The following is a 14,302-nucleotide window of genomic DNA, read 5'->3' as shown; positions in this document are numbered from 1 at the left end:
CGTTCTTCAAGGATGGGCGTAGCTTCGACGGTCGTAGCTTCATGTTTCGCTCCTCGCCTCGGTGAGTAATGCGTACAAGCTCGGAAACACCGCGTGCAATTAGCGAAATGCTAGCTTTCCTGCGCGTGCGCAGCCTTCATTCCGGGGGGTTGGAAGTGGAAATTGAAATCTGTCCGTTATTCGAGGGTCAGAACGTGAGACGCTGCCAATCCAGTGCGGCGAATCCCGAACGATCTCCGGTGGCCCAGCCCCAGATGAGATCGGCCACAATTCGCGGGTCGTTCGCGGTGGCGGCGAAATGCTTGTCGGCGGACCCGTCCCGGTATTCCAGGTCGTAATGCCCGTCCTGATGCCGATAGGTCTGGATGTAGATCTGATCTCCGGTTTCCACGATCAGATACGGACCGGGCTGTCCGAGCTCCGGAATCCACAGTTCCACCAGTTGCCGTGTCAGGTACGGGAATTCGCCCGCCCCGCCGTGCGTGACGGCGGCGGTGACCGATTCGGCCGGATCCACCAGCCAGGCCAGCTGCGGGTCCCACAGCGCGTAGTCGTGCGGGGTACCCAGCTCGAACAGCAGCCCGCGCACATGGCCGATGGCGTCGTAGGGGGTGGAGACGAACAGGGCGTCGCCGAGCACGCCGTCGCCGGCGGGTGAGCCCAGGAAGCTGTCCGCCTCGGGCAGTTCGCCATTGCGCTCGTCCAGCTCGGCCGCGATCTCGGTGACGGCGTCACCGGCCGGTCTGCCGTCCTGCGCGGTCAGATACGTGTCCACCTCGGCGGGGGACACGGCGGCTCCGGAGGGCAGCAGAACGAGGTCGTAGCTCACCCGGCCAGGCTAGTGGCTGGCCGGTGCGGGTCCGCCGCCCGGTCTCCGCCGCGGCGGCGCGGGCACAGCCGCCCGGCCGGGTGCGACATCTGCGGGAGCTCACCGCGTGTCGGCCGAACTGTCGGAAAAACTCCAGCGTGCCCCGGCCTTCGCGTGGTGAACTGGACGGATGGGGATCAAGGTTTCCCTCGAACACCGCACCACCTATTCCTTCGACCATCCCGTGCGCGTCCATCCGCACGTGGTCCGCCTGCGACCCGCCCCGCACACCCGCACCGCCATCGAGGCGTACTCGATGCGGGTGAGCCCCGGGAACCACTGGGTGAACTGGCAGCAGGACGCGTTCGGGAATTTCCTGGCGCGCTTGATCTTCCACGAGCCCACGCCGGAACTGTCCATCGTGGTCGGGCTGATCGCCGATATGGACGCCATCAATCCCTTCGATTTCTTCGTCGAGGAGCACGCCGAGCATTTCCCGTTCGGTTACTCGCCGCAGTTGTCCGCGGACCTCGAGCCCTATCTGCGGCCGGTGGACGAGGGCGAATCCGGTTCCGGGCCCGGCGCTTCGGTACGGGACTGGGTGCGCCGCCACACGCCCGCGGATCGGCCGCGCACCATCGACTTCCTGATCGCGGTGAATCAGGCGTTGCGCCACGATGTCGCCTACACCGTCCGGATGGAGCCGGGCGTGCAGTCGCCGGATCGCACGCTGCGCGCCGCCCTCGGCTCGTGCCGGGATTCGGCGTGGCTGCTGGTGTCCATCCTGCGGGAGTTCGGGCTGGCCGCCCGCTTCGTCTCCGGGTATCTCATTCAATTGGCCCAGGACGTACCGTCTCTGGACGGACCCTCCGGGCCGCTCGCCGATTTCACCGACCTGCACGCCTGGACCGAGGTGTACCTGCCCGGCGCGGGCTGGGTGGGCCTGGACCCCACCTCCGGCCTGTTCGCCGGGGAGGGCCACATCCCGTTGGCCGCCACCCCGCATCCGGTCTCGTCGGCGCCGATCACCGGATCCACCGACCCGGTCGCCGCCAGCCTCGACTTCTCCAATACCGTGCGCCGGATCCACGAGGATCCGCGAGTCACCCTGCCCTACACCGATTCCCAGTGGGAGCGCATCCGGGCCGCGGGCGCGGTCGTGGACGCCCGGACCGAGGCCGCCGGGATCGGCCTGACCATCGGCGGTGAACCCACCTTCGTCTCCCTCGACGATCAGACCGGTCCGGAATGGACCACCGAGGCCGACGGCCCGCGCAAGCGCGAACGCGCCGCCGACCTGGCCGAGCGCCTGCGCCGCATCTACGCGCCGACCGGCCTGGTGCAATACCGCCAGGGCAAGTGGTATCCGGGAGAACCCCTGCCGCGCTGGGAAATCGCCATGCTGTGGCGCGACGACAACGAACCGCTCTGGCGGCACCCCGACCTGCTCGCGCATCCCTGGCTTCCGCAGGCCGGCGACGTGGGTGAGGCCGCCGCGGGGACACCCGGCGCGACCGAACAGCGGCGGACCGCACCGGGCGGTGAACCGCGATCGCATCGCCCGGACGTCCGGGCCGCGCGGGCGGTGATCGCCCACATCGCGCGGGGCCTGGGCCTGCCGGACGGTCAGGTGCGGCCCGCCTACGAGGATTCGCTGCTCCGGATGGCCGCCAAGGCCGCTGTGCCACAGGGTGATCCGGTCGGTGCCGGCGAGGATCTGGACAGTGGCGGGGATTCGCCGTCGGCGCGCAGCGCGCTGCTGGCTCGGCTGGATGCTGCCGTCGGCGAGCCCGCCGCCTACGTGCTGTCGCTCTATCGCCGGGACGACGAGGCCGGGTGGGCGAGCGCCGACTGGAAGTTGCGGCGCGGTCGAATCGTCTTGACGGAGGGCGATTCCCCGGCCGGACTGCGGTTGCCGCTGCGGTCCGTCACCTGGAACGCGCCACCGCCGCGACCCGAGGCGGACCCGTTCGCGCCGCGCCCGCCGCTGGCCGCGGATGAGCCGCCCGCGGTGGTGGAGTCCGCCGAGCGCGCGCCGATCACCGCGCTGGTCGCCGAGGTCCGCGACGGCCGGCTGTTCGTATTCCTGCCTCCCGTCGAGGAATTCGGCGCGTTCTGCGATCTGGTGCGCCGGGTCGAGGAGGCCGTCGCCACGGTCGGCCGGCCGGTCGTACTGGAGGGTTATCCGGCCCCGGTGGACGGCCGGTTGCATACCTTGTCCCTGGCACCCGACCCGGGCGTGATCGAGGTGAACGTCCAGCCCACCACCGGTTTCGCCGAGCAGTCGCGGCTGCTGGAGACGCTCTACGAGCAGGCCCGGCTGGCGCGGCTGAGCACCGAATCCTTCGATGTGGACGGCACCGATCGCGGCACCGGCGGCGGCAATCACATCACGCTCGGCGGCCGCACCCCGGCGCGCTCGCCCCTGCTGCGCCGCCCGGACCTGCTGGTGTCGCTGCTCACCTACTGGCAGCGGCATCCGGCGCTGTCCTATCTGTTCTCGGGCCGCTTCATCGGTCCGACCTCCCAGGCGCCCCGCGTCGACGAGGGCCGTGAGGACGCGCTCTACGAACTGGAGATCGCCTTCGCCGAGATCGCCCGCCTGAGCCGGGCCGCCGCGGCCGCCGATCCCGGCGAGCCGGCCGCGCCGCCCTGGGCGGTCGATCGCGCGCTGCGCCACCTGCTCACCGACCTCACCGGCAATACCCACCGCGCCGAATTCTGCATCGACAAGCTCTACAGCCCGGATTCGGCGCGCGGCCGCCTCGGACTGGTGGAATTGCGCGGCTTCGAGATGCCGCCGCACTTCCGCATGGCCATGGTGCAGTCGCTGCTGGTGCGGGCGCTGGTGTTGCGGTTCTGGGAGCACCCCTACACCGCGCCGCTGCTCCGGCACGGCGCCAACCTGCGCGGGCGCTACCTGCTGCCGCATTTCCTGCAGGCCGATATCGCCGAGGTGGCGGCCGATCTGCGCGCGCACGACATCGAATTCGACACCAGCTGGCTGGATCCGTTCTCGGAGTTCCGTTTTCCCCGCTTCGGCACGGTGGTACTCGGGGATATGGAAGTGGAACTGCGCGGGGCGATCGAGCCGTGGAACACCCTCGGGGAACAGACCACCGCCTCCGGGACCGCGCGATACGTGGACTCCTCGGTCGAGCGCCTGCAGGTCCGGGTGACCGGGGCGGACCGGGACCGGTATGCGGTGACCTGCAACGGTTTCCCGCTGCCTCTCATCCCGGCCGGGCGGGCGGATGTGCAGGTCGCGGGCGTGCGGTATCGGGCGTGGCAGCCGCCGGAGTCCCTGCACCCGACGATCACGGTGGACGCGCCGCTGGTCTTCGACGTGGTCGAGCTGCAGACCGGCCTGTCCCGCGGCGGCTGCACGTATCACGTGAGCCACCCGGGCGGCATGTTCTATGCCGGGCCGCCGGTGAATTCGGTGGTGGCGCAATCCCGGCGCAATCGGCGATTCGAATCCTCCGGGCACACTCCGGGCCCGGTGGATATCGCCGATTTGCGTGCCAAAATGGCCATACAGGCAACAGACGTCGGTGCGCCCGGAATACTCGATCTGCGCCGGGCGCGGACCGTGTGGGGCGTCGTCGGCGATCGATAGGCATACCCGGGGATGTGGTAGCGGTGACAGTGCTCGACGCAGTGCCACCCGGCGAGGAGTTCGCGAATTACCGTGCCGCCGCGGCCGATACCGGCGCCCGCGACGCCTGCGGTCTGGCCACCGGCGGCTTCTACGACGAACTCGTCGATCACGAGGGCCGCCTGCGCGGTCTGTGGGCCGACCTGTCCGCCGACTTCCTGGACCAGGGCCGGGCCGGACTGCACCGCATCGACGGCCGGGTCCGGCGGCTGATCGAGGACGACGGCATCACCTACACCGAACTGACCGGCTCCGAGGGGGCCGCGACGCCCTCGCCGTGGCGGCTGGACCCGATTCCGCTGCTGCTCTCCGACACCGAGTGGGCGGCGCTGGAATCCGGTGTGGTGCAACGTTCCCGGCTGCTCGACGCGGTGCTCACCGACGTGTACGGCCCGCGCCGCACCCTCACCGAGGGGCTGCTGCCACCGCAGGTGGTCTTCGCGCACCGCGGCTATGTCCGTGCCGCGCACGGTATTTCACTGCCGGGACGGCATCAGCTGTTCCTGCACGCCTGCGATGTCAGCCGCTGGAGCGACGGCGGCTTCCGGGTGCTCGCCGACTGGGCGCAGGCCCCCTCCGGCGCGGGCTACGCGCTGGCCGACCGACGCGTGGTGTCCGCCGCCATTCCCGAGGCCTTCGAGCTGGCCGGCCCGCGTCCGCTCACCCCGTTCGTGCGGGCCATGCGGCTCATGCTCATCGAGGCCGCGCCGCAGGGCGCCGACGAGGACCCGGTGGTCGTGGTGCTGAGCCCGGGCGTGCACTCCGAAACCGCCTTCGATCAGGCGTATCTGGCCTCCGTGCTGGGCTTCCCGCTGGTGGAGAGCGCCGACCTGGTGGTGCGCGACGGCCGGCTGTGGATGCGCTCGCTGGGCACGCTCGAACGGGTCGACGTGGTGCTGCGCCGTGTGGACGCCGAGTTCTCCGATCCCCTGGACCTGCGGCCGGATTCGCGCCTGGGCGTGGTGGGCCTGGTCGAGGTGCTGCGGCGCGGCGCGGTCACCGTGGTCAACACCCTGGGCAGCGGACTGCTGGAGAATCCGGCGCTGGCCGCGTTCCTGCCCCGCCTGTCACGGCGGCTGCTGGACGAGGAACTCACCCTGCCGAGCATCGGATCCTACTGGGGCGGAGACGATTCCGAACACTCCCACCTGACGGCCAACCTGCACCGCCTGATCCTGCGCTCCACCGTGGACGGCACCACGGTCTTCGGCCCCATCCTCACCGCCGTGCAGCGCGTGCAGTGGCGGGCCCGCATCGAGACCGAGGGCTGGAAGTGGGTCGGCCAGGAACCGGCCCGCTTCTCGGTCGCCCCCGCGGTCGACGGCTCCGGGGGACTCGCCGCCGCTCCCGTCGCCGTCCGCCTGTTCTCCCTGGCCGGACGGGTCGGATACCGCATCATGCCGGGCGGATTGGGGCAGCTGCATCAGCACGGCGGACCCGAGGGCATGGTGGGGAAGGCCGCCGCCAAGGACGTCTGGGTGCGCGCCGCGCCCGCCGCCGTCCCGGCGGCGCCCGCGGCTACCGCCGAGGTACCCGAGGAGCGCGAGCGCCGGGTCGTAGCGGTCGCCCCGATGGACGTGGTCAGCTCACCGCGCGTGCTCAACGACCTGTTCTGGCTGGGCCGCTACGGCGAGCGCGCCGAGGTCACCGTGCGCCTGCTCAGCGCCATCCACGAACGCCACCAGGACTACCGCTACCGGCCGTGGCTGGAGGGCGCGGAGGCCATGCCCATCCTGATGGCCGCCCTCGCCCGCATGACCGGCACGACCCCGGCCGAGCCGAAGCTGCCTGCCGTGCCGAAACCGACTGCTGTGCACACTGATTCGCCGGAACGTCGGCGCAGGCGCCGCCAGCCCGAGGCGCAGTCCGCTGCGCGGACCCGCTCCGGATCGCAGCCGCCACGGCGTCGCGAGTACTCCGACGAGCCGACCGTCCCGATCGCGCTGCCCGGCGCGTCCCGCCGCGACCACGACTACCTGGTCTCCCTCACCGTCGACCGCGAGGTTCCCGGCTCGGTCGCGTTCTCCGTGGAGCGCTACGCGAAAGCCGCACGCGCCGTGCGTGATCAGCTCTCACCCGACACCTGGATGGTGCTCGGCTCCATCGATCGTGCCCTGTCGGAGTACCGGGCCGTCCGCGGCGACCGTGGCGCGGCGCTGTCGGCCGTGCACTCCCGCGCCCTGTCCGCCCTGCTGTCGCTGACCGGCATCGACGCGGAATCGACCGTGCGGGACACGGGGTGGCACGTCATGGACATCGGGCGCCGCATCGAGCGCGCGCTGGCGCTGTCGGCCCTGCTGACCGCCGCCCTCACCGACGCCTACCCGCCGGAGGCCGGCCGGGTGGTGACCGACGCGGTCCTGCAGGCCACCGTCTCCGCGGTGAGTTACCGCCGCCGCCACGGTGATTCGGTCCGCATCGCCGCCGTCGCCGGACTGCTGCTGTTCGACGGGCACAACCCGCGCTCGCTGGCCTACCAGCTGGAACGCCTCGAGGCCGACTTCCCGGCGCTGCCCGGGGCCTCCGGATCCTCACGCCCGCAACGACTCCTGGCCGATGCCCAGCGCATGCTGCGCCGCGTCGACCCGGCCGAGCTGGAGACCGTCGCCGACGGCCGCCGCACCGAGTTGGCCGAGCTGCTCGACGGCGTCCACCTGCGGCTGCGCAAACTCTCCGAATCCTTCGAGGCGAGCCGGCTGTCGGTGCCGCGCGAGATCCAGCCGCTGTGGGGCTCCGCCCGGGTGGTGGGCTGATGCGCCGCTACCGGGTGCTGCACCGCACCGTCTACCTGTACTCGGACGTGGTCAGCAGCTCCTACGGACGCGCCTACCTGACACCGCGCGAGTTTCCGGGACAGCGGTTGCTGTCCCACGACATTCGCGTCGATCCCCTCCCGTCGGATCGATCGGTCGGCACCGACGTCTACGACAACACCACCCTCTACTTCCACGTCACCGCCGAACACCGCCGGCTGGAGGTGACCGGCGAATCCCTCGTCGAAGTCGGCGCGCCCGCCGCGCCCGCCGCGCAGCCGGCCTGGGAGCAGGCCCGCCCGACCGCCGAAAACGGCCCGCTCGCGGTGGAATTCACCCTCGACCTGACCCCGCCCGAGATCATCCCCGAGGTCGCCGCCTATGCCGCCGAATCCTTCCCGCCCGGCCGCCCGCTGCTGGACGCGGTGCGGGAACTGACCACGCGCATCCATACCGACTTCGCCTATGAATCCGGTTCCACCACCGTCAGCACCAGCGTCGCCGACGTCTTCGCCGCCCGCCACGGCGTCTGCCAGGACTTCGCCCGCCTCGGTATCGCCTGCCTGCGCTCCCAGGGTCTGGCCGCCCGCTATGTCTCGGGCTACCTGTCCACCGATCCGCCCCCCGGCAAGGAACGCATGGTCGGCGCGGACGCCACCCACGCCTGGGCCGCGGTCTGGCTCCCGGGCGCCGCCGGGCACTGGATCGGCTTCGACCCCACCAACGACCAGTTCGCCGACGACCGCTACGTCACCGTCGCCTGGGGTCGCGACTACGCCGACGTGCCGCCCCTGCGCGGCATCATCTATACCGATGCCAAGGAATCGACCATCACCGTGTCGGTCGATGTGGCACCGATCGCCGCCGATGAGTGAGACGCCCGGGCTGTGGCGCCCGCCTCCCCTGCTTCCGGGCATCTATTGCGCCCCTGTAAACTCGTCGCCATCATGCAGCGGGCACTTCTCCTCGGCCGCCGCGACGGGGTCTGATTCGGACCGGCTCCCGTCGCGGGGATCTGCCGTGCCGGTCTACCCCATACCTGGGATCCAGCCACACCCTCGGAGATAAATCGCCATGTCAGCCGCTGACGCTTTCGTATCCGGTACCCGGTCCATCACCGCGCCGTCCAAGCCCGCGCCCGCCGACCAGCCGGCCTGGAACACACAGAAGAACTCCTCCATGCCGGTCTTCCGGTATCGGCCCTTCGCCGAGGAGGTCGAGCCGGTCACCCTCCCCGACCGCACCTGGCCGGACAAGATCATCGACCGCGCGCCCGGCTGGTGTGCGGTGGACCTGCGCGACGGCAACCAGGCGCTGATCGACCCGATGAGCCCCGCCCGCAAGCGTCGCATGTTCGACCTGCTGGTGCGCATGGGCTACAAGGAGATCGAGGTCGGCTTCCCGTCCGCCTCGCAGACCGACTTCGACTTCGTCCGCGAGATCATCGACGACGGCGCGATTCCGGCCGATGTCACCATCCAGGTGCTGACCCAGTCCCGGCCCGAGCTGATCGAGCGCACCTTCGAGGCCTGCGCCGGCGCCGCCAATGTGATCGTGCACTTCTACAACTCGACCTCGATCCTGCAGCGCCGTGTGGTCTTCCGTGCCGACCGCGACGCCGTCAAGAAGATCGCCACCGACGCCGCGAAGCTGTGCCTGGAGGTCGAGAAGCGCTACCCGGACACCAACTGGCGCTACGAGTACAGCCCGGAGTCCTACACCGGCACCGAGCTGGACTACGCCCGCGAGGTGTGCGACGCGGTCTCCGAGATCATCGCGCCGACCCCGCAGAAGCCGCTGATCATCAACCTGCCCGCGACCGTGGAGATGGCGACGCCCAACGTCTACGCCGACTCCATCGAGTGGATGCACCGCAACCTGGCCCGCCGCGACTCCATCGTGCTGTCGCTGCACCCGCACAACGACCGCGGCACCGCCGTGGCCGCCGCGGAACTGGGCTACCAGGCCGGCGCCGACCGCATCGAGGGCTGCCTGTTCGGCAATGGCGAGCGCACCGGCAATGTCTGCCTGGTGACGCTGGGCATGAACATGTTCTCGCGCGGCATCGACCCGCAGATCGACTTCTCCAACATCGACGAGATCCGCCGCACGGTCGAGTACTGCAACCAGCTGCCCGTCGCCGAGCGCCACCCCTACGGCGGCGACCTGGTCTACACGGCCTTCTCCGGCTCGCACCAGGACGCCATCAACAAGGGCCTGGACGCCATGAAGGCCGCCGCCGACGCGCAGGGCGCCGACGTGGACGACATCGTGTGGGAGGTCCCGTACCTGCCCATCGACCCGAAGGACGTCGGCCGCACCTACGAGGCCGTGATCCGGGTGAACTCGCAGTCCGGCAAGGGCGGCGTGGCCTACATCATGAAGACCGATCACGGGCTGGTGCTGCCGCGCCGGCTGCAGATCGAGTTCTCGCAGGCCGTGCAGAAGATCACCGACGGCGAGGGCGGCGAGGTCACCCCGAAGGAGATGTGGGACGTCTTCTCCGAGGAGTACCTGACCCCGATCCTGCCGCTGGAGCGCATGCGCCAGAAGGTCACCGCCGCCGAGACCGACGGCGGCGTCGACCACATCGAGGCCGTGGTCAAGGTGGACGGCGTCGAGCACGCCGTCTCCGGTGAGGGCAACGGCCCGCTGGCCGCGTTCGTCGACGCGCTGGCCACCATCGACTACGACGTGCGCGTGCTGGACTACAGCGAGCACGCCATGTCCTCCGGCGACGACGCCCAGGCCGCCGCCTATGTCGAATGCGCCATCGGCGATCAGGTCACCTGGGGTGTCGGCATCGCCACCTCCATCACGACCGCCTCGCTGCGCGCGGTCGTCTCCGCGGTCAATCGCGCTGCCCGTAGGGCCTGAGGGATTGTTCCCGATCCTCGCGAACGTGACGACTGATTTCGCGAGGATCGGGGTAACTCACCGGGTACGTCCAGAATCGGTTCGGCACCCGACGCAGGCACGCATGCAGGAGAGATAACGGCACTCGGCCGGGCGCCGAAGCTGCGGGGAGGCGGCTCTGCCTCGCCGCGTCCGGACGGGTCAACAATGCTAGCGTTGGGACGCATTAGCGCCGAGCTCTCTGTTCGAGCCGTCGAGCAGATGGGGGACACGTGACCACGAAAGATCAGAATTCGACCTCGAAGCCTGTGCAGGGCAAGGGGGTTACCGACGACGCCGTCGAGGTGGCCGATGTCGAGGCCGAGCAGGACGCGGTGAAGGCCGACGGACTGGCCGAGAACAACGGCGCGGCGAGCGATTCCGAGGAGCAGGTGGCCGGATTCTTCCCGCCGGTGCCGGATTCGATCGACCAGGCCCTGCCGCACCCGGGTGAGGGGCCCAACTCCTTCGCACCGCCCAACGCCCCCTTCCCGGGGCCCTACGGTGCGCCGGACGGCCACAATCCGTTCGCGGGCGATGGCCACAATCCGTTCGCGCCGGGCGGTCCCGGACCGTACGGACAGCCGGGCTTCCCGCCCGCCGGCGCGTTCCCGCCGCCGGATGCCGGGCAGTTCGCGCCGCCGCCGAATCCTGGTGTGCCGGGCGGTTTTCCGCCGCCCGGTGCACCGCTGGGCGAGGTGCGCGATCAGACGCCCTACGGCGAGATCCGGCAGGAGATCGGCAGCGACGGCATGGTGCGCCGGGTGTTCGCCGAGCCGCCGGGCGTGCCGGGTAACGGTGAGAAGCCCGGGGAGCCGGGACATTTCGGTGGTCCGGGCCAGCCGGGGCAGTTCGCGCCGTCCAATGATCAACCGGGCGGGCCGATCTACAGCTGGTCGCCGCCCCCGGCCGCGCCGCCGCAGACCCAGCTATCCCAGCCGCAGCCCCAGGTGGGTTTCCAGCCCGGCTGGAATCCGCAGCCGCAGCAGGGTTTTCCGCAGCAGCAGGGTGGTTTCGGGCAGCAGTTCGGGCAGCAGCCGATGCCCCCGGGGCATTCGGTCAATGATCTGAACCTGTTGAAGCGGGCCAAGCGGGCGCCGCGCAGCGGGTGGCGGCGGGCCGTGCACAAGGCGTCCGGCGGTGCCATCAACCCGGGCGAGTCGGCTGCGGACGTGGTGTATCGGCAGCTGGTGGACCGGGTGAACCAGCCGGTCCGCGGGGACTACCGGATCGCGATCCTGTCGCTCAAGGGCGGCGTCGGAAAGACCACCACCACGGTCGGTCTGGGCTCCACCTTCGCCTCGTTGCGCGGTGACCGGGTGATCGCCATCGACGCCAACCCGGACCTCGGAACGCTGGCGCACCGCGTGCCCCGGCAGACGCGCTCCACGGTGCGAAACCTGTTGGAGGACGGGCACATCTCCCGGTATTCGGATGTGCGCGCTCACACCTCGCAGGCGCCGAGCCGACTGGAAGTGCTTGCCAGTGAACAGGATCCGGCGGTGTCGGAGGCGTTCTCCGAGGCGGACTACCGCAAGGCCATCGGCATCCTGCAGCAGTTCTACAACATCATCCTCACCGACTGCGGCACCGGCCTGATGCACTCGGCCATGTCCGGCGTGCTGGATATGGCCAGCTCGCTGGTGCTGGTGACCTCCCCGGCCATCGACGGCGCGCGCAGTGCCTCGGCCACCCTGGACTGGCTCGACCACCACGGCTACCACAAGCTGGTGGAGCGAACCGTGGTGGTGGTCAACGCCTCTCGCAAGGGTTCCTCCACGGTGGACCTGGACCAGCTGCGCAAGCTGTTCCTGGACCGCACCCGCGCGGTGCAGGTCGTCCCGTTCGACGACCACCTGGCCGAGGGCGCTGAGATCGACCTCGAACTGGTCGGCAAGCCGACGCGGCGGGCCCTGCTGGAACTGGCCGCCATGGTGGCCGACGATTTCGGCTATCAGGCTGCGCAGCAAGGGTTCCCGCCGCAGGGCGGCTTCCAGCAGCCCCCGCCGGGCGGATTCGCGCCGCCGCAGGGCGGCGGTTACCCGCCGCAGGGCGACGGCGGCTATCCGCCACAGGGTGACGGTTTCCGGCCGCAGGGCTGATCCGGTATCGAACGACGAAATGCCCCGCAGTTCAATTGAACCGCGGGGCATTTCCTATGAGTCGGCCTCGGAAAGGGGAGCGGGTCAGCCCCGGACCAGGGGAGCCAGGGCGCGACCGGCGAGTTCGACCGCGCCGGCCTCGTGGCCGTTGGTGACCATGTTCACGATGATGCCGTCGATGCCCTGGTCGAGCACCCGGGACTGGATCTGCTCGGCGACCTGATCCGGGGTGCCGACGAACTGGCGGTCCGCCGGGGTGTTGCGCAGCGCCTCGTTGGGCAGTGCGCCCAGATCGGTGATGCCGATGCGGGCGAGCATCTCGGCCTGGGTCTTGCGGGCGCGGTCGCCGTCCTCGTCCACGATGACGAACGCCAGGAAGCTGGTCTCCAGGGTCTTCGGGTCGCGGCCCGCCTCGTCCAGGCGCGCGTGCAGGGCCTCGAGCTTGCGCGGGATCTCCGAGGCATTGCAGATGATGTTGAGGTGGTCGGCGAAGCGGGCGGCCAGGCCGAAGGTCTTCTTCTCGCCGCCGCCGCCGAGCAGGATCGGCAGGTCGTCACGCACGCGCGGCTCGTTCATGGCGTTGTTCGTGCGGTACCACTTGCCGTCGAAGGTGGAGTGCTGCCCGCGCAGCATCGGGGTGATGATCTCGAGGGCCTCCTCGAGCTTCTCGAACCGCTCGGTGAAGGTGCCGAAGTCGAAGCCGTAGGCCTGGTGCTCGAGCTCGAACCAGCCCGCGCCGATGCCCAGCACGGCCCGGCCGCGGCTCACCACGTCCAGGGTGGTGACGGTCTTGGCGGTGAGCGCCGGATTACGGTAGGTGTTGCCGGTCACCAAGGCGGACAACTGGATTCGCTCGGTCGAGGCGGCCAGGCCGGACAGCGCGCTGTACGCCTCCAGCATGGGCTCCTCGGGCGCGCCGAGCAGCGGCAACTGGTAGAAGTGGTCCATGACGAAGGCCGCGTCGAAGCCGGCCGCCTCGGCCTCCCGTGCCTGTGCCACCACCGCCGGGAACAGGTCCCGCGGCGCGACCCCGTAGCTGAAGTTCGGCATCTGATACCCGAGTCGAATGCTCATGCCGCAAAGGTAGGACCTGGAGTGCGCTCCAAGTCAACCGCTGATTTCCGATTCCCGGTCGCGCGGTGTGGCCGGGCTATTCGGTCCCGGTGGCGCGGCGGGCGGCGGCCTGGAACGCGGCGATGACCATGGCGACGGCCGGGCGCTTGTCGGCATGCGGGCGGGTGGCCAGGTCGTAGACGCGGGCGGCGCGGACGCCGGCCAGGCGGAGCATGACCAGGTCGGGGTGACGGACCGCGTGGCGGGGCATGAGGGCGACGCCGTAGCCGGTGGCCACCAGCGCCTCGATGACGCTGAACTCGTTGAGCCGCTGTGCGATTCGCGGCTGCACGCCGGTGACGGTCGCGATCGAGCGCAGCACGTCGTCGACCGGGAAGCCGGTGCGGACGCTGATCCAGGTCTCGTCGGACAGTTCCGCCGGAACCACCGCGCCCTGCCGGGCCAGCCGGTGATCGGGCGCGACCACCACGTCGATCGGCTCGCGCATGAGCACCCGCGAGGACACCCGCGGCCCGCTGAGCGAGGGCGCCCGCTCGTCGCGATGGGTGAGCACCACGTCGTAATCGGCCAGCAAACGCGGCACCTCGCTGGGCGGCACGTCCTCGTCGCGCGCCACCATCTCCACCCCGCTGTCCGCCAGCTCGGCCAGCACATGCGGCAGCAGCAGCGCCGCCCCCGACGGGAACAAGGCCACCCGCACCCGCCCGCGTGGCGACCCGCGATACTCCGCCATCTCGCTGACCGCCCGTTCCATGGCCTCGAGCACCTCATCGGCCCGCACCACCAGCGCCCGCCCCGCATCGGTCAGCCGCACCCGCCGCCCATCCGGCTCCAGCAGCGCCACCCCCGCCTCCCGCGCCAGCACCTTCAACTGCTGCGACACCGCCGACGGCGTCATGGACAACGCCTCCGCCACCGCGGCAACCGTCCCGCGATCGGCCAATTCTCGTAGCACCCGCAGTCTTTCGAGTGACATGAGCGGCCCCTCGGGCCGTGCCACGCCGGACCCATC

The 14,302-nt window shown here is 70.4% G+C and carries 8 protein-coding genes; 5 read left to right on the top strand and 3 right to left on the bottom strand.

Annotation, left to right across the window (positions count from 1 at the left end):
- Window positions 1–187 precede the first annotated feature (187 nt).
- Window positions 188–829: a hypothetical protein gene (locus ACFXIV_RS07845; RefSeq protein ID WP_379393302.1), complete on the bottom strand. Its 642-nt coding sequence runs from the start codon at window positions 827–829 to the stop codon at window positions 188–190.
- Between the two features lie 169 nt (window positions 830–998).
- Between ACFXIV_RS07845 and ACFXIV_RS07840 the strand changes: the two genes are divergently transcribed.
- From ACFXIV_RS07840 to ACFXIV_RS07820, 5 genes are all read left to right on the top strand, one after another.
- Window positions 999–4,427, top strand: a complete 3,429-nt coding sequence (locus ACFXIV_RS07840; RefSeq protein ID WP_379393304.1) for a DUF2126 domain-containing protein — start codon at window positions 999–1,001, stop codon at window positions 4,425–4,427.
- A 23-nt stretch (window positions 4,428–4,450) separates the two neighbouring features.
- Window positions 4,451–7,219 (top strand): circularly permuted type 2 ATP-grasp protein, encoded by a 2,769-nt coding sequence (locus tag ACFXIV_RS07835; RefSeq protein ID WP_379393306.1) that lies wholly within the window; start codon window positions 4,451–4,453, stop codon window positions 7,217–7,219.
- Complete coding sequence (locus tag ACFXIV_RS07830) at window positions 7,219–8,094, top strand: transglutaminase family protein (RefSeq protein ID WP_354838874.1); 876 nt, start codon at window positions 7,219–7,221, stop codon at window positions 8,092–8,094. The genes ACFXIV_RS07835 and ACFXIV_RS07830 overlap by 1 nt, the downstream gene beginning before the upstream one ends.
- A 199-nt stretch (window positions 8,095–8,293) precedes the next feature.
- On the top strand, window positions 8,294–10,096 hold the full coding sequence (gene leuA / locus ACFXIV_RS07825) for a 2-isopropylmalate synthase (RefSeq protein ID WP_379393308.1): 1,803 nt from the start codon (window positions 8,294–8,296) through the stop codon (window positions 10,094–10,096).
- Window positions 10,097–10,347: 251 nt separating this feature from the next.
- Window positions 10,348–12,216: an AAA family ATPase gene (locus ACFXIV_RS07820; RefSeq protein ID WP_379393310.1), complete on the top strand. Its 1,869-nt coding sequence runs from the start codon at window positions 10,348–10,350 to the stop codon at window positions 12,214–12,216.
- Window positions 12,217–12,300: 84 nt separating this feature from the next.
- Here ACFXIV_RS07820 and ACFXIV_RS07815 read toward each other — a convergent pair whose 3' ends face one another.
- Both ACFXIV_RS07815 and ACFXIV_RS07810 read right to left on the bottom strand, forming a co-directional pair.
- A complete protein-coding gene (locus ACFXIV_RS07815) occupies window positions 12,301–13,290 on the bottom strand; it encodes an LLM class F420-dependent oxidoreductase (RefSeq protein WP_364621359.1) in 990 nt (329 codons plus the stop codon).
- 76 nt (window positions 13,291–13,366) lie between these two features.
- Window positions 13,367–14,266: a LysR family transcriptional regulator gene (locus tag ACFXIV_RS07810; protein ID WP_379393620.1), complete on the bottom strand. Its 900-nt coding sequence runs from the start codon at window positions 14,264–14,266 to the stop codon at window positions 13,367–13,369.
- Window positions 14,267–14,302 lie beyond the last annotated feature (36 nt).

Origin of the sequence: Nocardia sp. NPDC059236 (assembly GCF_042754085.1) — a bacterium.
In the GTDB taxonomy this organism is placed as follows: Bacteria; Actinomycetota; Actinomycetes; order Mycobacteriales; family Mycobacteriaceae; genus Nocardia.
This window is presented reverse-complemented; position numbering and strand designations above follow the sequence as displayed.